The following is a 20,675-nucleotide window of genomic DNA, read 5'->3' on the forward strand; positions in this document are numbered from 1 at the left end:
CCGGCGGGAGCAACCAGTGACGACCATCACCCCCGACCCCGGGAACCGATCCGGCGGCCACGCTGCACAGGCGCCCTCATTTAGCCCGATCACGGGTGCGCCCGGTACGCTCACCGCCGTGCCACACGCTGATCAGTCCCGAACCACCCCGACGGACGCCCCCGCGAAACGCCCCGGGGCGCCACGGCCGGCCCAGGTCCGCCCCACACCCCTGGGCGAGCTGGCGGCCCGGCTGGGCGCACAGCCCCGACCGGCCGGCGAGGCGACCGGCATCACCCACGACTCCCGGGCCGTACGCCCCGGAGACGTGTACGCGGCCCTGCCGGGCTCCCGCCTCCACGGCGCCGACTTCGCCGGCCAGGCCGCCGACCTCGGAGCCGTCGCGATCCTCACCGACCCGACCGGCGCCGAACGCGCCGGCGCCACCGGCCTGCCGGTCCTGGTCACCGAGGACCCGCGCGGCCGGATGGGCGAGCTCGCCGCCGAGATCTACGGCCGTCCGGGCGGCGACCTGCTCCAGATCGGCATCACCGGTACCTCCGGCAAGACCACGACGGCGTACCTCGTGGAAGGCGGCCTCCGGGCCGCGGCACGGAACACCGGGCTCATCGGAACCGTCGAGATGCGCATCGGCGACGAACGCATCAAGTCCGAACGGACCACCCCGGAAGCCACCGACCTCCAGGCGCTGTTCGCGGTGATGCGCGAACGCGGCGTCGAGGCGGTCGCCATGGAGGTCTCCAGCCACGCCCTCGTGCTCGGCCGAGTCGACGGCTGCGTCTTCGACGTCGCCGTCTTCAACAACCTCAGCCCCGAGCACATGGAGTTCCACTCCGGCATGGAGGACTACTTCCAGGCCAAGGCGCAGCTGTTCACCCCGCGCCGCAGCCGCCGGGGAGTGGTCAACTACGACGACGAGTACGGCAGGAGGCTGGTCAAGGAGGCGTCCGTCCCGATCGTCACCTTCTCCGCCGAGGGCCACCCGGACGCCGACTGGCACGCCGAGGACGTCGAGATCGGGGCCCTCGGAAGCACGTTCACGATCCGAGGCCCCCAGGGCGAGCGCATCAGCGCCAAGGCGCCGCTGGCCGGCCCGTTCAACGTCGCCAACGCCCTGGCCGCCGTCGTGACGCTCGCCGTGGCCGGGATCGACCCCCAGACCGCCGCCGACGGCGTCGCCGCCGTCCCCGGCGTACCCGGCCGCCTGGAGCGCGTCGACGCCGGGCAGCCGTACCTCGCGGTCGTCGACTACGCCCACAAGACGGACGCCGTCGAATCGGTCCTGCGCTCGCTGCGCAAGGTCACCGAGGGCCAGCTGCACGTCGTCCTCGGCTGCGGCGGCGACCGGGACGTCACCAAGCGCGGCCCCATGGGCGCCGCCGCCGCACGTCTCGCCGACACCGCCGTGCTCACCTCCGACAACCCCCGCTCCGAGGACCCCCTCGCGATCCTGGCCGCGATGCTCGCCGGCGCCGCCGGGGTGCCCTCCCACGAACGCGGCGAGGTCGCCGTCTTCGAGGACCGGGCCGCCGCGATCGCCGCCGCCGTCGGGCGCGCCCGGCCCGGCGACACCGTGCTGGTAGCGGGCAAGGGCCACGAGCAGGGCCAGGACATCGCCGGAGTGGTACGCCCCTTCGACGACCGCCAGGTCCTCCGCGAAGCAATCCAGAACAGTCAGGGATGAAGTTGTGATCGCCCTCTCCCTCGCCGAGATCGCCGACATCACCGGCGGGCAGTCGCACGACATACCGGATCCGGCCGTCCAGGTCACCGGCTCCGTCGTCATCGACTCCCGTCAGGTCGGGCCCGGCTCGCTCTTCGCCGCGTTCGCCGGTGAGAACGTCGACGGCCACGACTACGCGCAGCGCGCCGTGGACGCGGGCGCGGTGGCCGTGCTGGCCACCCGCCCCGTCGGCGTGCCCGCCATCGTCGTCGACGACGTTCAGACGGCCCTCGGCGCACTCGCCCGCGCGGTCGTCCGCCGCCTCGGCACCACGGTCGTCGCGCTGACCGGCTCGGCCGGCAAGACCAGCACCAAGGACCTGATCGCCCAGGTGCTCCAGCACAAGGGCCCCACGGTCTGGACGCCCGGCTCCCTCAACAACGAGATCGGCCTGCCCCTCACCGCCCTGCGCGCGGAGAAGGACACCGAGCACCTCGTCCTGGAGATGGGGGCGCGCGGAATCGGCCACATCCGCTACCTCGCCGAGCTGACCCCGCCGACGATCGGCCTCGTGCTGAACGTGGGCAGCGCCCACATCGGCGAGTTCGGCGGCCGCGAGCAGATCGCCCAGGCCAAGGGCGAGATGGTGGAGGCCCTGCCGGCCGCCGAGGCGGGCGGCATCGCCGTGCTGAACGCGGACGATCCTCTCGTACGGGCCATGCACACCCGCACCCACGCGCGCGTGACGCTGTTCGGCGAGGCCGACGACGCCGCCGTACGTGCCGAGAATGTCCGGCTCACAGAGACCGGACAGCCCTCTTTCAGGCTTCACACACCCACCGGGTGCAGTGACGTGACCTTGCGCCTGTACGGTGAGCACCACGTGTCGAACGCGCTCGCCGCGGCCGCCGTCGCCCATGAGCTGGGCATGTCCGTCGACGAGATCGCCACCGCGCTCTCCGGGGCGGGCACCCTCTCCCGCTGGCGCATGGAGGTCACCGAGCGTCCGGACGGTGTGACGATCGTCAACGACGCCTACAACGCGAACCCCGAGTCCATGCGAGCCGCCCTGCGCGCGCTCGCGGCCATGGGCAAGGCAGCACAGGCCAAGGGGGGCCGGACGTGGGCGGTGCTCGGCCAGATGGCCGAGCTGGGGGACGAGGCGCTCGCCGAGCACGACGCGGTCGGACGGCTCGCCGTCCGGCTCAACGTCAGCAAGCTCGTCGCAGTCGGGGGCAGGGAAGCGTCCTGGCTGCAACTGGGCGCATATAACGAGGGTTCGTGGGGTGAGGAGTCGGTGCACGTGTCCGACGCGCGGGCGGCGATCGACCTGTTGCGCAGTGAGCTGCGCCCGGGAGACGTCGTGCTGGTGAAGGCATCAAGGTCGGTCGGGCTCGAGCGGATCGCCACGGCACTGCTCGAGGGCACCGAGGGCGAGGTCACCGGCCGATGAGGCAGATCCTCTTCGCGGGAGCCATCGGGCTCTTCCTGACCCTGATCGGCACACCGCTGCTGATCAAGCTTCTGGCCCGCAAGGGATACGGGCAGTTCATCCGGGACGACGGCCCGCGCACCCACGGCAGCAAGAAGGGCACGCCCACCATGGGCGGCATCTCCTTCATCCTGGCCACGCTCATCGCGTACGCGCTCGCCAAGGTCATCACCGGTGAGGACCCGACCTACTCGGGCGTGCTGGTGCTGTTCCTGATGGCCGGCATGGGTCTCGTCGGCTTCCTCGACGACTACATCAAGATCGTCAAGCAGCGTTCGCTGGGCCTGCGGGCCAAGGCGAAGATGGCCGGCCAGCTCATCGTCGGCATCGCCTTCGCCGTCCTCGCGCTCCAGTTCGCCGACAGCCGGGGCCAGACGCCCGCCTCGACCAAGCTCTCCTTCATCACCGACTTCGGCTGGTCCATCGGACCGGTGCTGTTCGTGGTCTGGGCGCTGTTCATGATCCTGGCCATGTCGAACGGCGTGAACCTGACGGACGGTCTCGACGGCCTCGCCACCGGCGCCTCGGTGATGGTCTTCGGCGCGTACACCTTCATCGGGCTGTGGCAGTTCCAGGAGTCCTGCGCCAACGCCGAGACCCTGACCAACCCCAACGCCTGCTTCGAGGTGCGCGACCCGCTCGACCTCGCCGTCGTGGCGTCCGCCCTCATGGGTGCCTGCTTCGGCTTCCTGTGGTGGAACACCTCGCCCGCCAAGATCTTCATGGGTGACACCGGTTCGCTCGCCCTCGGCGGCGCGCTCGCGGGCCTCGCCATCTGCTCCCGCACCGAGCTGCTGCTCGCCCTCCTCGGCGGCCTGTTCGTCCTGATCACCATGTCCGTCGTCATCCAGGTCGGCTCGTTCAAGATGACCGGCAAGCGGGTGTTCCGGATGGCACCGCTCCAGCACCACTTCGAACTCAAGGGCTGGTCCGAGGTCCTCGTGGTGGTCCGGTTCTGGATCATCCAGGGCATGTGCGTCATCGTGGGTCTCGGCCTCTTCTACGCGGGATGGGCAGCCGACAAGTGAGTACCTCCTGGCAGGGCAAGAACGTCACCGTCGCCGGCCTGGGCGTGAGCGGCATCCCCGCCGCCCGCGTCCTCGCCGGACTGGGCGCACGCGTCACGGTCGTCAACGACGGCGACGACGAGCGGTCCCGCACGCAGGCGGCACAGCTGGAGGCGGAGGGCATCACCGTCCGCCTCGGCGACGGGGCCACCCTGCCGGAGGGCACCGAACTGGTCGTCACCACCCCCGGCTGGCAGCCCGACAAGCCCCTGTTCGCGGCCGCCGCCGAGGCGGGCGTCGAGGTCTGGGGCGACGTCGAACTGGCGTGGCGCCTGCGCGGCCCCGACGCCGCGCCCTGGCTCGCCGTCACCGGCACCAACGGCAAGACGACCACCGTGCGGATGCTCGCCGCCATCCTGGAGGCGGCGGGACTGCGGACCGCCGCCGTCGGGAACATCGGCGTCTCGCTGCTGGACGCCGTCCTCGGCGAGGAGGAGTACGACGTCCTCGCCGTCGAGCTCTCCAGCTACCAGCTGCACTGGTCGCCCTCCCTGCGGGCCCACTCGGCTGCCGTGCTGAACCTCGCACCGGACCACCTCGACTGGCACGGCTCGATGCAGGCGTACGCCGCCGACAAGGGCCGCATCTACGAGGGCAACCGGATCGCCTGCGTCTACAACGTCGCCGACAAGGCCACCGAGGACCTGGTGCGCGAGGCCGACGTCGAGGAGGGCTGCCGGGCGATCGGCTTCACCCTCGGCACGCCGGGCCCCTCCCAGGTCGGCGTGGTGGAGGACCTCCTGGTGGACCGGGCCTTCGTGGAGAACCGGCGGGAGCAGGCCCAGGAGCTCGCCTCCGTCTCCGACATCGACCCGCCCGCACCGCACAACATCGCCAACGCGCTCGCCGCGGCCGCGCTGGCCCGCGCCTTCGGCGTCCCGGCCACCGCCGTACGGGACGGGCTGCGGGCCTTCCGGCCCGACCCGCACCGCATCGAGCTGGTGGAGGAGATCGGCGGCGTCCGTTACGTCGACGACTCCAAGGCCACCAACACGCACGCCGCGGAGGCGTCGCTGGCCGCGTACGACCCGATCGTCTGGATCGCCGGGGGCCTCGCCAAGGGCGCGACCTTCGACGAGCTGGTGGCCGGGTCGGCGAAGCGGCTGCGCGGCGTCGTGCTCATGGGCGCCGACCGCGGCCTGATCCGGGAAGCCCTCGCGCGACACGCGCCCGAGGTGCCGGTCGTCGACCTCGACCGGACCGACACTGGGGCGATGTCCGCGGCGGTCCGCGAAGCGGCAGAGCTGGCCCGGCCCGGGGACACCGTCCTGCTCGCCCCGGCCTGCGCCTCGATGGACATGTTCGTCAACTACAACAAGCGGGGCGAGGCGTTCGCGGACGCGGTCCGCGCACTCGCCGCCGAGCGCGCCTGACAGCCCACCGGTCCGGCCGCGCCGGGCACGACTGGAGGGGACAGCGACCATGCCGGCCGACCACGCCGCCGCGTACGCACCGCACCGCGCGCACCTCTTCGCGGGCCGCGTCACCGGTCTGGCCGCCCTGCGCGGCCGGGCGACGGGGCTGCGGCGGCCTCCCAGCGCCCGCAAGGCGGCCGGGCGCGTCCGCAGGGCCCCCGCGCCCCGGCCGCCGCGCGGGAGCGGCGTACGCGGGTTCTACGAACGGGCACGGAGGGCCTGGGACCGGCCCCTGACCGCCTATTACGTGATCCTGGGCGCCAGCTTGCTGATCACCGTCCTGGGCCTCGTGATGGTCTACTCGGCGTCGCAGATCAAGGCGCTGGAACTGTCGCTGTCCGACACGTACTTCTTCCGCAAGCAGTTCCTGGCCGCCGCCATCGGCACCGGGCTGCTGCTGTTCGCCTCCCGGGTCCCGGCCAAGCTGCACCGGGCGCTCGCCTACCCGCTGCTGGTGGGCACCGTCTTCCTGATGATCCTCGTCCAGGTGCCCGGGATAGGGCATTCCGTGAACGGCAACCAGAACTGGCTCTACCTGGGCGGCCCCTTCCAGCTCCAGCCCAGCGAGTTCGGCAAGCTGGCGCTGATCCTGTGGGGCGCGGACCTGCTGGCGCGCAAACAGGACAAGCGGCTGCTGACCCAGTGGAAGCACCTGCTCGTCCCGCTCGTGCCGGTCGCGTTCATGCTGCTGGGGCTGATCATGCTGGGCGGTGACATGGGGACGGCGATCATCCTCACCGCCATCCTCTTCGGCCTGCTGTGGCTGGCCGGTGCACCCACGCGGATGTTCGTCGGGGTGCTGGCCGTGGCCGCCGCGATCGGCGTGACGCTGATCCGGACCAGCGCGAACCGGATGGCCCGGCTGGCCTGCATCGGCGCCACCGAGCCCGGTCCCGGTGACTCGTGCTGGCAGGCCGTGCACGGCATCTATGCTCTGGCGTCGGGCGGATGGTTCGGTTCGGGGCTGGGCGCGAGTGTGGAGAAATGGGGCCAACTCCCCGAACCTCACACCGACTTCATCTTCGCCATCACCGGGGAGGAACTGGGGCTGGCGGGGACGCTGTCGGTACTCGCCCTCTTCGCGGCTCTAGGCTATGCGGGTATCCGCGTGGCCGGACGCACGGAGGACCCCTTCGTGAGGTATGCCGCGGGAGGTGTGACCACCTGGATCACGGCGCAGGCCGTGGTCAACATCGGTGCGGTGCTCGGGCTGCTGCCGATCGCCGGGGTCCCCCTCCCGCTGTTCTCCTACGGAGGTTCCGCCCTGCTGCCGACCATGTTCGCCGTCGGTCTGCTCATCGCCTTCGCGCGGGAGGAGCCCGCGGCGAAGGCAGCCCTGGCCATGCGACAGCCCGGTCCGGGCACATGGGCCGGGGTGAGTTGGAAGTCGATGCGACGGCGCGTCAAGAAGCGTCCGTCCGGAGAGCGGTGAATTTCGGTGCATGTCGTACTCGCCGGTGGGGGGACCGCCGGCCACATCGAGCCGGCGCTCGCCCTCGCGGACGCCCTGCGCAGGCAGGACCCGACCGTGGGGATCACGGCCCTCGGTACGGAGCGGGGTCTGGAGACCCGGCTCGTACCGGAGCGTGGCTACGAGCTGGCGCTCATCCCCGCCGTCCCGTTGCCGCGCAAGCCCACCCCTGAGCTGATCACCGTCCCGGGGCGGCTGCGCGGCACCATCAAGGCGGCCGAGCAGATCCTCGAGCGCGCCAAGGCCGACTGTGTCGTCGGCTTCGGCGGGTACGTGGCCCTGCCCGGCTACCTGGCCGCCAAGCGGCTCGGCGTGCCGATCGTGGTCCACGAGGCCAACGCCCGGCCCGGCCTGGCCAACAAGATCGGTTCGCGGTACGCGGCCGGGGTCGCCGTCGCCACGCCCGACAGCAAGCTCCGCGGCGCCCGCTACATCGGCATCCCGCTGCGGCACACCATCGCCACGCTCGACCGCGCCCGGGTCCGCCCCGAGGCGCGCGCCGCGTTCGGACTGGACCCCAACCTGCCGACGCTGCTGGTCTCCGGCGGCTCGCAGGGCGCCCGCCGCCTCAACGAGGTGATCCAGCAGGTCGCCCCGGTCCTCCAGCGCTCCGGCATCCAGATCCTCCACGCGGTCGGCCCGAAGAACGAACTGCCGCACGCCGACAACATGCCCGGGATGCCGCCCTACATCCCGGTACCGTACGTGGACCGGATGGACCTCGCGTACGCCGCGGCCGACATGATGCTGTGCCGCGCGGGCGCGATGACCGTCGCCGAACTCTCCGCCGTCGGGCTGCCGGCCGCGTACGTGCCGCTGCCCATCGGCAACGGCGAACAGCGGCTCAACGCCCAGCCGGTGGTGAAGGCGGGCGGCGGCCTGCTGGTCGACGACGCCGAGCTGACGCCCGAGTGGGTCCAGGGCAACGTGCTCCCGGTGCTCTCCGACCCGCACCGGCTGTACGAGATGTCCCGCGCCGCCGCCGAGTTCGGCCGCCGGGACGCCGACGACCTGCTCGTCGGCATGGTCTACGAGGCGATCGCGGCACGCCACAGGGCGTGAGAAGGCAGGGAGCATGGCCGGGCCGACGACGACCACCGAGCGCGGCGCGCCGGGCTCCCGGGGCGCCAGGGGCCCGCGGGCCAAGGGCTCCGGACCCAAGGGGTCGTCCCCGGCCCGGCTCGCCCCGCGGTGGCGCCCGGGGCGGCCGGGTGGCGGCCGCCGCGCCCTGCCCGGCCCCCGTGCCGTGCTCCTGATCGTCATCGTGCTCGGGCTGCTCGCCAGCGGGCTGTGGCTCTTCTACGGCTCCGCCTGGCTGCGGGTCGAGCAGGTCACCACCTCCGGTACGCGGGTGCTGACGCCCGCGCAGGTCGAGGCGGTGGCCGCGGTGCCCGTTGGGGCGCCGCTGGTGTCGGTCGACACGGACGGCATCGAGGCCCGGCTGCGGCGCGCCCTGCCCCGTATCGACACGGTGGACGTCGTCCGCGACTGGCCGCACGGCATCGCCCTGCGGGTGGTCGAGCGCACCCCGGTCCTCCTCATCGGCAAGGGAGGCAGGTTCACCGAAGTGGATGCCAAGGGTGTGCGGTTCGCCACGGTCGACGCGGCCAAGGCCCCCGAGGGCGTGCCCCTGCTGGAGCTGGCGGTCGCCTCGTCGCCCAGCCTGCGCCGCTTCGACGCCGAGCGGCTGACCGTCGAGGCGGTCGGCGTCGCGGGTGACCTGCCCGGCCGGGTTGCCGAGGACGCCAAGGTTCTCCGGGTCCGTTCGTACGACTCCATCACCCTGGAGCTGACGGGCGGCCGGACCGTGGAGTGGGGGAGCGGCGAGGACGGCGAGGCGAAAGCGCGTGCGCTGACCGCACTGATGAAAGCGGCGCCCAAAGCGGGGCACTTCGACGTGAGTGCCCCGACCGCCCCGGCGGCGTCGCGGAGTTGACGCACATATGCCCTGGCCAGCACCCTGGTTGGTCAGCGCTATGGGTGATCACATAGGGTGAAAAGAAAAACGGGAGGTTCGGCGTGTTCGTTGAACGTGCGCCACTTGTCGACTTAGTGTCCTGTTCGGAAGAGTCCAGCGAACAGAGACACTGGTAACCCTAAACTTCAACGTTAGGGTTTGGGTCGGCGTTTCGGACCGTCCCATCGGCATCCGTCGTCGCGGCGCGGGACCACCGCGCAGTGGCGACACGTAACTCGAGGCGAGAGGCCTTCGACGTGGCAGCACCGCAGAACTACCTCGCAGTCATCAAGGTCATCGGTGTCGGCGGCGGTGGTGTCAATGCCATCAACCGAATGATCGAGGTCGGTCTCAAGGGCGTCGAGTTCATCGCCATCAACACGGACGCGCAAGCTCTGTTGATGAGCGACGCCGACGTCAAGCTCGACGTCGGCCGTGAACTCACCCGCGGCCTCGGGGCCGGAGCCAACCCGGCAGTCGGTCGCAAGGCGGCAGAGGACCACCGCGAGGAGATCGAGGAGGTCCTCAAGGGGGCCGACATGGTCTTCGTCACCGCCGGCGAAGGCGGCGGCACCGGCACCGGCGGCGCTCCCGTCGTCGCCAACATCGCGCGCTCGCTGGGCGCCCTCACCATCGGTGTGGTCACCCGGCCGTTCACCTTCGAGGGCCGGCGCCGCGCCAACCAGGCGGAGGACGGCATCGCCGAGCTCCGCGAAGAGGTCGACACCCTCATCGTCATCCCGAACGACCGGCTGCTGTCCATCTCGGACCGCCAGGTCAGCGTGCTGGACGCGTTCAAGTCCGCCGACCAGGTGCTGCTCTCCGGCGTTCAGGGCATCACCGACCTCATCACCACCCCGGGCCTGATCAACCTCGACTTCGCCGACGTCAAGTCGGTCATGTCCGAGGCCGGATCCGCCCTCATGGGCATCGGCTCCGCCCGCGGCGACGACCGCGCGGTGGCCGCCGCCGAGATGGCGATCTCCTCGCCGCTGCTGGAGGCGTCCATCGACGGCGCCCGCGGTGTGCTGCTCTCCATCTCCGGTGGCTCGGACCTCGGACTGTTCGAGATCAACGAGGCGGCCCAGCTGGTCAGCGAGGCCGCCCACCCCGAGGCCAACATCATCTTCGGTGCCGTCATCGACGACGCCCTCGGTGACGAGGTACGGGTCACGGTCATCGCGGCCGGCTTCGACGGCGGCCAGCCGCCGGCCCGGCGCGACAACGTGCTGAGCGCCGGGTCGAGCAAGCGCGAGGAGCCGGCGCCCCCGGCACGCGCGACCGAGCAGCCCCGGCCGGTGAGCGGCCTCGGGACCGTCCCGGTGCGCGAGGAGTCCCCGGCCCCGGCGGCCGAACCGGCTCCGGCGGCGAACGACAGCTCCCTGTCGGTCACCCCGCCGGCGGTCCCGCCGGCCCGCCCGTACCCGGACACCTCCGCCGAGGAGCTGGACGTCCCGGACTTCCTGAAGTGACCGTGTGACGTGATAGGGCAGCACGACACAGTGAGCGGCGCGCACTTCGCCTTCACCGACCGGTGGGGCGGGGTGAGCGCCGTTCCGTACGAGGAGCTCAACCTCGGCGGAGCGGTCGGGGACGACCCCGGTTCCGTCATGACGAACCGTCGGCTCGCCGCCGAGAGCCTGGGGCTCGACCCGCGGCGGGTCGTCTGGATGAACCAGGTGCACGGGCGTGACGTCGCCGTGGTCGACGGACCGTGGGCGCCGGACGAACCGGTCCCGGCGGTGGACGGCGTCGTCACCGCCCGGCGCGGGCTCGCGCTCGCGGTGCTCACCGCCGACTGCACCCCCGTCCTGCTGGCCGACCCGGTCGCGGGCGTCGTGGGCGCGGCGCACGCCGGCCGCCCCGGGATGGTCGCGGGCGTCGTCCCGGCCACGGTCGAGGCCATGATCGCTCTCGGCGCCGAGGCGTCGCGGATCACCGCCCGTACCGGCCCGGCCGTCTGCGGACGCTGCTACGAGGTGCCCGCGGCCATGCGGGACGAGGTGGCCGCCGCCGTACCGTCGGCGCACTCCGAGACGAGTTGGGGCACTCCGGCCGTCGACGTGACCGCCGGAGTGCACGCGCAGCTCGACGCGCTGGGGGTGCGCGACCGGAGTGCGTCGGCGGTGTGCACGCTCGAGTCGCGCGACCACTACTCGTACCGCCGCGACCGCACGACCGGGCGGCTCGCCGGATATGTCTGGTTGGACGGTTGAGGATGACGGACCGCAAGGCTGAACTCGCCCAGAACCTGGCGCGGGTGGAGGAACGTATCTCCGCCGCGTGCGGGGCCGCCGGCCGCCGCCGCGAGGAGGTGACCCTGATCGTGGTCACCAAGACCTACCCCGCGAGCGACGTGCGGCTGCTGCATGAGCTGGGGGTCCGCCACGTCGCCGAGAACCGGGACCAGGACGCGGCCCCCAAGGCCGCCGCCTGTGCCGACCTCGACCTCACCTGGCACTTCGTCGGCCAGTTGCAGACCAATAAGGTCCGTTCCGTGGCGAGTTACGCGCACGAGGTGCAGTCGGTCGACCGGCTGAAGCTCGTCGGCTCGCTCTCCGCCGCCGCGGCGCGCGCCGGGCGTGAACTGGGGTGCCTGATCCAGGTCGCGCTGGACGCGGAGTCCGGCGAGCGGGGGGAGCGCGGAGGCGTCGCCCCGGACGGCGTCGAGGAGTTGGCGGCGGCGGTGGAGGAGGCGCCGGGCCTCCGGCTCGACGGGCTCATGACCGTGGCACCGCTGGCCGGGCCGTACGCCGGACGGCAACGGGCCGCGTTCGACCGGCTGATGGAATTGGCATCCCGCCTGCGCGCGTCCCGTCCTGCTGCGAACATGGTGTCAGCAGGGATGAGTGCGGACCTCGAGGACGCGGTGGCGGCCGGGGCGACACATGTGCGCATCGGTACGGCGGTACTCGGAGACCGACCCAGGCTCGGGTAACGTCGCGAAGCAAGTCGGACCACAGCAGAAAATATGGTCATTTCCGCCGAACAGCGGACAGGCCTCGTGGATCGCGGGCACTTGGTGACGCTGTGCCCACTAATGGTGAGGGCGATCCACCACAGAGCGGAGGACTCAGAGAATGGCCGGCGCGATGCGCAAGATGGCGGTCTACCTCGGCCTCGTGGAGGACGATGGGTACGACGGCCGGGGCTTCGACCCCGATGACGACTTCGAACCCGAACTGGAGCCGGAGCCCGAGCGCGACCGACGGCGCCACCAGCCCCCGCACCAGGCTTCGCACCAGGTCTCGCACCAGGCGGAGCGCGAGGAGCCGGTGCGGGTGGTCCAGCAGCCGCCCGTGCAGCGCGAGCCCGTTCCGCTTCCCGCTGAAAGCGGACGTCCGGCGCGAATCGCCCCCGTGGCATCCATCACACCTGAACGCCCGAGCCTGGAGAAGAACGCACCGGTGATCATGCCCAAGGTCGTGTCCGAGCGGGAGCCCTACCGCATCACCACACTTCACCCACGGACCTACAACGAGGCCCGTACCATCGGGGAACACTTCCGCGAGGGCACCCCTGTGATCATGAACCTCACCGAGATGGATGACACGGACGCGAAGCGACTTGTCGACTTTGCCGCCGGTCTCGTCTTCGGGCTGCATGGCAGCATTGAGCGAGTGACGCAGAAGGTGTTCCTGTTGTCGCCTGCTAACGTCGATGTCACGGCGGAGGACAAGGCCCGCATCGCAGAGGGCGGATTCTTCAACCAGAGCTGAGAGCACGACACCGGGAACGACCCGGCCGGGAGGCCGGTGGACATGGGATCAGGGGAGAGGGAAGCGCGGGATGAGCGTCGCACTACAAGTGATCTACATCGCTCTGATGTGCTTCCTTGTCGTCCTGATCTTCCGGCTGGTCATGGACTACGTCTTCCAGTTCGCACGTTCATGGCAACCCGGGAAGGCGATGGTGGTCGTTCTGGAGGCCACCTACACTGTCACCGATCCACCACTGAAACTTCTGCGGCGGTTCATCCCGCCGCTGCGTCTCGGGGGCGTGGCACTCGACCTGTCCTTCTTCGTTCTGATGATCATCGTCTACATCCTGATCTCCATCGTGAACAGCTTCATGATGAGGGTGTGAGGGTGTAGCGATCCGGTCCTGCCGACTGCCGACGACTACGTAGAGGTGAAGGAAAGATGCCGCTGACCCCCGAGGACGTGCGGAACAAGCAGTTCACGACCGTCCGCCTCCGAGAAGGCTATGACGAGGACGAGGTCGATGCCTTCCTCGACGAGGTCGAAGCCGAACTGACGCGCCTGCTCCGCGAGAACGAGGACCTGCGCGCCAAGCTGGCCGCCGCCACGCGCGCGGCCGCGCAGAACCAGCAGCAGCAGGGGATGCGCAAGCCGCCGGAGCAGCAGGACCGGCCCGTGGGTCCCGGCGCTCCCGTCCCCGCCGCCATATCCGGACCACCGGTCCAGCAGCAGCCCCCGCAGATGGGTCCGCCCCAGCTGCCCGGTGGTGCCCCGCAGCTGCCGGCCGGCCCGAGCCACGGCGGCCCCCAGGGCCAGCACGGCCCCGGCTCCATGCAGGGCGGCCCCATGCAGGGCGGTCCCATGGGTGGCCCGATGGGCGGTCCCATGGGTGGTCCCATGGGCGGTCACGGCCCGCAGATGCCGCAGCCCGGTCAGGGCCCCGGCGGCGACAGCGCGGCCCGCGTCCTCTCCCTCGCCCAGCAGACCGCCGACCAGGCGATCGCGGAGGCCCGTTCCGAGGCCAACAAGATCGTCGGCGAGGCCCGGTCGCGCGCCGAGGGCCTGGAGCGCGACGCCCGCGCCAAGGCCGACGCCCTGGAGCGGGACGCCCAGGAGAAGCACCGCGTCGCGATGGGCTCGCTGGAGTCCGCCCGCGCCACGCTGGAGCGCAAGGTCGAGGACCTGCGGGGCTTCGAGCGCGAGTACCGCACCCGCCTGAAGTCGTACCTGGAGAGCCAGCTGCGCCAGCTGGAGACCCAGGCCGACGACTCGCTGGCCCCGCCGCGGACCCCGTCCGCCGCGCCGTCGCTGCCGCCCTCCCCGTCGATGGCGTCCGCGGGCGCGAGCGCACCGTCGTACGGCGGCAACCAGACCATGGGCGGCGGCCCGTCGATGGGCGGTGGCCCGTCCTACGGCGGCCAGCAGCAGATGTCGCCCGCGATGACGCAGCCGATGGCACCGGTGCGGCCGCAGGCGCCGCAGCCGATGCAGCAGGCGCCGTCGCCGATGCGCGGTTTCCTCATCGACGAGGACGACAACTGACGGCGGCGGGTCGCGCGCGCAGCGCGTAGCCGTCGGTCGGCAGGCAGTCGGGCCGGGGCCCGGGACGTAGTGACGTCCCGGGCCCCGGCCCGTTTGTCGCTCGTACCCGTTGTGGGCGTCCCGCTGGGGCGATGGGGGTCCCCCCTGCTCGAGCGGAGCCGAGAGCTTGGGGGAGGGTGGGCGCAACGGGACCGGGGCGGTGCCTGTCGTCGGTTCCCTGCGGGGCGGTGCCTGTTCCCGGTTCGCCTGCGGGCGGTGCCTCGTGCCGGTGACCCCCGTGGGTGGGGGGCGTGGCCCCTCCGGGCTCGCCTCCTCGGGGCCGGCGGCCTCGGGTTACGCGTAAGGGGAGCCCCGGTAACGCCGCCGGTCCCCTGCGGGGGCGACCCTGCACGGCCCCGCCCCGGGTACGTCGCCGGGTGCGGGAACGCGGAAGGGCCCGGCCACGGGAGGGTGGCCGGGCCCTTCGGGGCGGTTAGGCCTTGCGGAGGCGGAACGTGAGGGAGAGGCCCTCGTCGGTGAACGGGGCGCCGTAGGTGGCGTCCGCGTCGGCGGAGGAGAAGTCGGTCGCCAGGACCTCGTCCGCGATCAGCTCCGCGTGGTCCGCGAGGGCCGCGACGACCTCGGGGTCGGTGGACTCCCAGCGCAGGGCGATCCGGTCCGCCACGTCCAGACCGCTGTTCTTGCGGGCCTCCTGGATCAGGCGGATCGCGTCACGGGCCAGGCCCGCGCGGCGCAGCTCCGGGGTGATCTCCAGGTCCAGGGCGACCGTCGCGCCCGCGTCGGAGGCCACCGACCAGCCCTCGCGCGGGGTCTCCGTGATGATCACCTCGTCGGGAGCGAGGGTGATCGTCTCGCCGTTGACGTCGAGGGTCGCCTCGCCGTTGCGCAGGGCGAGGGAGAGCGCGGCCGCGTCGGCGGCGGCGACCGCCTTGGCGACGTCCTGGACGCCCTTGCCGAAGCGCTTGCCGAGGGCGCGGAAGTTCGCCTTGGCGGTCGTGTCGACCAGCGAGCCGCCCACCTCGGAGAGGCTGGCGAGGGAGGTGACGTTCAGCTCCTCGGTGATCTGGGCGTGGAGCTCGGGGGAGAGGGCCTCGAAGCCGGTGGCGGCCACCAGGGCGCGGGAGAGGGGCTGGCGGGTCTTCACGCCCGACTCCGCGCGCGTGGCGCGGCCCAGCTCCACCAGGCGGCGCACCAGGGCCATCTGGGAGGAGAGGGCCGGATCGATGGCGGACAGGTCCGCCTCCGGCCAGGTGGAGAGGTGGACCGACTCGGGCGCGCCGGGGGTGACCGGGACGACCAGGTCCTGCCACACGCGCTCGGTGATGAACGGGGTCAGGGGCGCCATCAGGCGGGTGACGGTCTCGATCACGTCGTGCAGGGTCCGCAGGGCCGCCTTGTCCCCGTGCCAGAAGCGGCGCCGGGAGCGGCGTACGTACCAGTTGGAGAGGTCGTCGACGAAGGCGGACAGCAGCTTGCCGGCGCGCTGGGTGTCGTACGCCTCCAGGGCCTGGGTGACCTGGTCGGTCAGCGCGTGCAGCTCGGAGAGCAGCCAGCGGTCCAGGACCGTGCGGTCGGCCGGCGCCGGGTCGGCCTCGCTGGGCGCCCAGTCGGAGGTGCGGGCGTACAGGGCCTGGAAGGCGACGGTGTTCCAGTACGTGAGGAGGGTCTTGCGGACCACCTCCTGGATCGTGCCGTGGCCGACGCGGCGGGCCGCCCAGGGGGAGCCGCCGGCCGCCATGAACCAGCGCACGGCGTCCGCGCCGTGCTGGTCCATGAGCGGGATCGGCTGGAGGATGTTGCCCAGGTGCTTGGACATCTTCCGGCCGTCCTCGGCGAGGATGTGGCCCAGGCAGACCACGTTCTCGTACGACGACTTGTCGAAGACGAGGGTGCCGACGGCCATGAGGGTGTAGAACCAGCCGCGGGTCTGGTCGATGGCCTCGGAGATGAACTGCGCCGGGTAGCGCTTCTCGAAGAGGTCCTTGTTCTTGTACGGGTAGCCGTACTGCGCGAACGGCATCGAGCCCGAGTCGTACCAGGCGTCGATGACCTCCGGGACGCGGGTGGCCGTCTCCTGGCAGGTGGGGCACGGGAAGGTCACGTCGTCGATGTACGGGCGGTGCGGGTCCAGCGACGACTGGTCGGTGCCCGTCAGCTCGGACAGCTCGGTGAGCGAGCCGACGCAGGTGAGGTGGTCGTCCTCGCAGCGCCAGATGGGCAGCGGGGTGCCCCAGTAGCGGTTGCGGGAGAGCGCCCAGTCGATGTTGTTGTTCAGCCAGTCGCCGAAGCGGCCGTGCTTGACGGAGTCCGGGAACCAGTTGGTGTTCTCGTTCTCCTGGAGCAGGCGGTCCTTGACAGCGGTCGTACGGATGTACCAGGACGGCTGCGCGTAGTACAGCAGCGCCGTGTGGCAGCGCCAGCAGTGCGGGTAGCTGTGCTCGTACGCGATGTGCTTGAAGAGCCGTCCACGGGCCTGGAGGTCGGCCGTGAGCGCCTCGTCGGCCTTCTTGAAGAACTGGCCGCCGACGAGCGGCACGTCCTCCTCGAAGGTGCCGTCCGGGCGGACCGGGTTCACCACGGGCAGGCCGTAGGAGCGGCAGACCTTGAGGTCGTCCTCACCGAAGGCGGGCGACTGGTGGACCAGACCGGTGCCGTCCTCGGTGGTGACGTAGTCCGCGTTGACGACGTAGTGCGCCGGGGCCGGGAACTCGATCAGGTCGAACGGGCGCTCGTAGGTCCAGCGCTCCATCTCGGCGCCGGTGAAGGTCTGGCCGGTGGCCTCCCAGCCCTCGCCGAGGGCCTTGGCGAGGAGCGGCTCGGCGACGAGCAGCTTCTCCCGGCCGTCGGTCGCGACGACGTACGTGACGTCGGGGTGGGCGGCGACGGCGGTGTTGGACACCAGGGTCCACGGGGTGGTCGTCCAGACCAGCAGGGACGCCTCGCCGGCGAGGGGGCCGGAGGTCAGCGGGAAGCGGACGAAGACCGAGGGGTCGACGACCGTCTCGTAGCCCTGGGCCAGCTCGTGGTCGGACAGGCCCGTGCCGCAGCGGGGGCACCACGGGGCGACGCGGTGGTCCTGGACCAGCAGGCCCTTGTCGAAGATCTCCTTCAGGGACCACCAGACCGACTGGACGTACTCCGGGTCCATGGTGCGGTACGCGTCGTCCAGGTCGACCCAGTAGCCCATCCGGGTCGTCAGCTCGGCGAACGCGTCGGTGTGGCGGGTCACCGACTCGCGGCACTTGGCGTTGAACTCGGCGATGCCGTACGCCTCGATGTCCTTCTTGCCGGAGAAGCCGAGCTCCTTCTCGACGGCGAGCTCGACCGGCAGCCCGTGGCAGTCCCAGCCGGCCTTGCGGGCCACGTGGTAACCGCGCATGGTGCGGAAGCGGGGGAAGACGTCCTTGAAGACGCGGGCCTCGATGTGGTGCGCGCCGGGCATGCCGTTGGCGGTGGGCGGACCCTCGTAGAAGACCCACTCGGGGCGGCCCTCGGACTGCTCAAGGGACTTCTGGAAGACCTTGGCCTCGCGCCAGAAATCGAGCACGGCGTGCTCGAGCGCGGGCAGGTCGACCTGGGCGGGTACCTGGCGGTACTGCGACATCGAATCCTCCGGCGGACTGTTCCTCGTTCCGTCGGAGGGACGAGAGCGCCTGCGCTGCGCGGCTCCCGCGGTACCACCCTCCTTGGCCCGGGCGCCTCGTGGGCGTCCTGAGCCCCCTCATTGGGGTCGCGATGCCGGGTCTACTGGCCGCGCGGTCTCCCGCGGGTGTTCTTCCGGCGGCTCCGGGGTGATGCTTCACGTCGCGCTCGCCCCCGGGCTCTCACCGTCCCCGGGTCGCTCATGGCTGCGTACGACGCTACTCGTCCCCATCCAAGCCTTTCGCTGCGCCCAGTGTAAGCGCCCGGCAAGGCAGCGGCCGACCGGTTTTCCGGGCGGGCGGCCGGGGTGCGGCCAGCGGTGCGGGGTGACCCGAATGGCCACACGCGGTCCGGCGGGCTCCGGGGCGGCCTCCGGGCGCGATCGGAGGCGGATTACCGGGCGGGGAGCTGGGCACAACGGATGCAGGCCGTCGGTGCCACGGGGGAGGGGCGTCCGGACGGCGGCGTGCCCCGTTGCCGCGGGGCCCCAGTCGATTTATCGTCCCAGCACGATTCGCGAGCAAGATCACAATATGTGAAGGGGCCGCGAGATGGTGGCGAAGAAGACCGCCGTGAAGAAGACGGCGTCGTCCGGCAGATCCACCGCCACGGCCACGGGCGCGGCGGCCAAGGACACGACGGGGAAGAAGACCACGGCGTCGCCGTCGGCGTCGTCGGCCGCGGACCGGGAGGCGCCGGCGCGGGCGCGGGCGCGCAAGACGGTCGTGAAGAAGGCGGTGGGCGGTTCCGGGGCCGCGCGGGCCGACGCCGCCGCGAAGAAGGCGGACCGGTCCGCGAAGCGCGCCGAGACGGCGGAGGCCGCGGCTCCGGCCGCGGACGGCCCCCGTGCCCGGAAGGCAGCCACGCGAAAGGCGCCCGCCGCCGGACCGTCGGCCGCGGACGGCCCCCGTTCCCGGAAGGCAGCCACGCGAAAGGCGCCCGCCGCCGAGGCTCCGGCCGCAAAGGCCCCCGCCGGCAAGGCCGCCGCCAAGAAGGCCGCTGCGGCGAAGAAGGCGGCCGCGAAGAAGACCACCGCCCACAAGGCTGCCAAGAAGGCGGTCTCCGAGGCGGCCGTCGGCGAGGAGGCCCCGCCCGCGGAGGCGCCCGTCGGCAAGGCTCCCGCCGACAAGGTTCCCGCCAGGAAGGCCGCCGCCAAGAAGGCTCCTTCCAAGAAGGCTGTCGCTCAGGAGGCCGTCGGCGAGGAGGCCCCGCCTGGGGAGGCGCCCGCCAGCAAGGCTCCCGCCAGGAAGGCCGCCGCCAAGACGGCGCCTGCCAAGAAGGCGCCCGCCAAGAAGGCGCCCGGCAAGAAAGCTGTCTCTGAGGCGGCCGTCGGCGAGGAGGCCCCGCCTGCGGAGGCGCCCGCCGGCAGGGCGGCGGCCAAGAAGGCCGCTGCGGCGAAGAAGGCGGCCGCCAAGAAGACCACCGCCCACAAGGCCGCCAAGAAGGCCCCACCGCAGGGGCGGAGGACGGCGGACGCCGGGCCGGCGGACGGGAAGAGCGGCGCCGTGGGAGGGCGCCGGGCGGGTACCAAGCGCGTGGCCGGCAAGGCCGCGGAACAGGCCGCAGCCGCGGCCGAGGGGGCGGCCCAGGCCGCGGAACAGACAGGAGCCAGGACAGTGGCAGCGAAGAAGACCGCGGACGTGACCACGGCGCCAGCCGGCTCGGCCGTGCCCCTTGCCCGGGGCGGCGTCGCCGACACGGCACCGGAGGAGCTCGCCGTACGGCCCGGGGAGGACCCCTGGACCTCCGAGGAGGTCGCCGGGGCGCGGGCCGAGCTGGAGGGCGAGGCGGTCCGCCTCGAGGCGGAGATCACCGCCTCCGAGGAGGCCCTGTCGGGGCTGATGCGGGACTCCGGGGACGGTGCCGGGCACGACGAGGCCGACACCGGCACCAAGAACATCACGCGGGAGCACGAGATGGCGCTCGCCGCCAACGCCCGGGCCACCCTGGAGCAGATCCAGCACGCGCTGGAACGGCTGGACACCGGGACGTACGGACTGTGCGAGGTGTGCGGCAAGCCCATCGGCAAGGCGCGGATGCAGGCCTTCCCGCGGGCCACGCTCTGCGTGGAGGACAAGCAGAAGCAGGAACGGCGAGGCTGAACCCGTACGTGTGTGCCGTACCCTCGTGCACAGTAGGCACCTAGGTTGAGGGACTCACGTGGCAGAGGCGGAGCGCACCATCGGTACGCCGGACGTTGACGACGAGGCCGCGGCGCCCGCCGAGCGGCCCAGGGGCAGGCGCCGCGTCCTGGCGCTGTTCGTCGTGGCCATGGTGGCCTACCTGCTCGATCTCGGCAGCAAGATGATCGTGGTGGCCAAGCTGGAGCACCACGAGCCGATCCAGGTCATCGGTGACTGGCTGAGGTTCGTGGCGGTGCGCAACCCGGGCGCGGCGTTCGGGATGGGCGAGGCCTTCACGGTCATCTTCACCTGCATCGCCGCGACGGTGATCGTGGTGATCATCCGGCTGGCGCGCAAGCTCTACAGCCTGCCCTGGGCGATCGCGCTGGGCCTGCTGCTCGGCGGGGCGCTCGGCAACCTCACCGACCGGATCTTCCGCTCGCCCGGCGTCTTCGAGGGCGCGGTCGTGGACTTCATCGCGCCCGCGCACTTCGCGGTGTTCAACCTGGCGGACTCGGCGATCGTGTGTGGCGGGTTCCTCATTGTGATCCTGTCGTTCCGGGGGCTGGACCCCGACGGGACCGTCCACAAGGACTGACAAG

16 protein-coding genes are annotated in these 20,675 nt (G+C 71.9%); 15 read left to right on the forward strand and 1 reads right to left on the reverse strand.

Annotated elements, in window-relative coordinates; all coding sequences use genetic code 11:
* Nucleotides 1-16: 16 nt before the first annotated feature.
* The 13 genes from EIZ62_RS24480 to EIZ62_RS24540 all read left to right on the forward strand — a co-directional run bounded on the left by EIZ62_RS24480 (nt 17) and on the right by EIZ62_RS24540 (nt 14,308).
* The gene (locus tag EIZ62_RS24480; RefSeq protein WP_156694839.1) at nt 17-1,684 is read left to right on the forward strand and encodes a UDP-N-acetylmuramoyl-L-alanyl-D-glutamate--2,6-diaminopimelate ligase; all 1,668 of its coding nucleotides are present in this window, start codon (nt 17-19) and stop codon (nt 1,682-1,684) included.
* Nucleotides 1,685-1,688: 4 nt separating this feature from the next.
* Nucleotides 1,689-3,116, forward strand: a complete 1,428-nt coding sequence (locus EIZ62_RS24485; protein WP_156694840.1) for a UDP-N-acetylmuramoyl-tripeptide--D-alanyl-D-alanine ligase — start codon at nt 1,689-1,691, stop codon at nt 3,114-3,116.
* On the forward strand, nt 3,113-4,183 hold the full coding sequence (mraY, locus tag EIZ62_RS24490) for a phospho-N-acetylmuramoyl-pentapeptide-transferase (protein WP_156694841.1): 1,071 nt from the start codon (nt 3,113-3,115) through the stop codon (nt 4,181-4,183). Before EIZ62_RS24485 ends, mraY begins: the two co-directional genes overlap by 4 nt.
* Nucleotides 4,165-5,595 carry a UDP-N-acetylmuramoyl-L-alanine--D-glutamate ligase gene (gene murD, locus EIZ62_RS24495; protein ID WP_156694842.1) on the forward strand — a complete coding sequence of 477 codons (1,431 nt, stop codon included), beginning with the start codon at nt 4,165-4,167 and terminating at the stop codon, nt 5,593-5,595. Before mraY ends, murD begins: the two co-directional genes overlap by 19 nt.
* Nucleotides 5,596-5,644: 49 nt before the next feature.
* Nucleotides 5,645-7,069, forward strand: a complete 1,425-nt coding sequence (ftsW, locus tag EIZ62_RS24500; RefSeq protein WP_156694843.1) for a putative lipid II flippase FtsW — start codon at nt 5,645-5,647, stop codon at nt 7,067-7,069.
* 6 nt (nt 7,070-7,075) lie between these two features.
* Complete coding sequence (murG, locus tag EIZ62_RS24505) at nt 7,076-8,170, forward strand: undecaprenyldiphospho-muramoylpentapeptide beta-N-acetylglucosaminyltransferase (protein WP_156694844.1); 1,095 nt, start codon at nt 7,076-7,078, stop codon at nt 8,168-8,170.
* 13 nt (nt 8,171-8,183) lie between these two features.
* Nucleotides 8,184-9,044 (forward strand): cell division protein FtsQ/DivIB, encoded by an 861-nt coding sequence (locus EIZ62_RS24510; RefSeq protein ID WP_156694845.1) that lies wholly within the window; start codon nt 8,184-8,186, stop codon nt 9,042-9,044.
* Nucleotides 9,045-9,322: 278 nt separating this feature from the next.
* Nucleotides 9,323-10,537, forward strand: coding sequence for a cell division protein FtsZ (gene ftsZ, locus EIZ62_RS24515; RefSeq protein ID WP_156694846.1), 1,215 nt, complete (start codon nt 9,323-9,325; stop codon nt 10,535-10,537).
* A gap of 30 nt (nt 10,538-10,567) precedes the next feature.
* The gene (gene pgeF / locus EIZ62_RS24520; RefSeq protein ID WP_156696581.1) at nt 10,568-11,281 is read left to right on the forward strand and encodes a peptidoglycan editing factor PgeF; all 714 of its coding nucleotides are present in this window, start codon (nt 10,568-10,570) and stop codon (nt 11,279-11,281) included.
* Between the two features lie 2 nt (nt 11,282-11,283).
* Nucleotides 11,284-12,003, forward strand: a complete 720-nt coding sequence (locus EIZ62_RS24525) for a YggS family pyridoxal phosphate-dependent enzyme (RefSeq protein ID WP_156694847.1) — start codon at nt 11,284-11,286, stop codon at nt 12,001-12,003.
* A 142-nt stretch (nt 12,004-12,145) separates the two neighbouring features.
* Nucleotides 12,146-12,784 carry a cell division protein SepF gene (locus EIZ62_RS24530; RefSeq protein ID WP_156694848.1) on the forward strand — a complete coding sequence of 213 codons (639 nt, stop codon included), beginning with the start codon at nt 12,146-12,148 and terminating at the stop codon, nt 12,782-12,784.
* A 70-nt stretch (nt 12,785-12,854) separates the two neighbouring features.
* A complete protein-coding gene (locus EIZ62_RS24535; protein WP_073752292.1) occupies nt 12,855-13,151 on the forward strand; it encodes a YggT family protein in 297 nt (98 codons plus the stop codon).
* Nucleotides 13,152-13,207: 56 nt separating this feature from the next.
* The gene (locus EIZ62_RS24540; protein WP_156694849.1) at nt 13,208-14,308 is read left to right on the forward strand and encodes a DivIVA domain-containing protein; all 1,101 of its coding nucleotides are present in this window, start codon (nt 13,208-13,210) and stop codon (nt 14,306-14,308) included.
* A gap of 472 nt (nt 14,309-14,780) precedes the next feature.
* On the opposite strand, the gene ileS is transcribed toward EIZ62_RS24540, so the two are convergent.
* Nucleotides 14,781-17,912, reverse strand: coding sequence for an isoleucine--tRNA ligase (ileS, locus tag EIZ62_RS24545; protein WP_156694850.1), 3,132 nt, complete (start codon nt 17,910-17,912; stop codon nt 14,781-14,783).
* Nucleotides 17,913-18,501: 589 nt separating this feature from the next.
* Here ileS and EIZ62_RS24550 point away from each other — a divergent pair.
* Entirely contained in the window at nt 18,502-20,052 is a 1,551-nt protein-coding gene (locus EIZ62_RS24550; protein ID WP_156694851.1) for a TraR/DksA family transcriptional regulator, read from the forward strand.
* A gap of 58 nt (nt 20,053-20,110) precedes the next feature.
* Entirely contained in the window at nt 20,111-20,671 is a 561-nt protein-coding gene (lspA, locus tag EIZ62_RS24555) for a signal peptidase II (RefSeq protein WP_156694852.1), read from the forward strand.
* Nucleotides 20,672-20,675 lie beyond the last annotated feature (4 nt).

Origin of the sequence: Streptomyces ficellus (assembly GCF_009739905.1) — a bacterium.
Lineage (GTDB): Bacteria > Actinomycetota > Actinomycetes > Streptomycetales > Streptomycetaceae > Streptomyces > Streptomyces ficellus_A.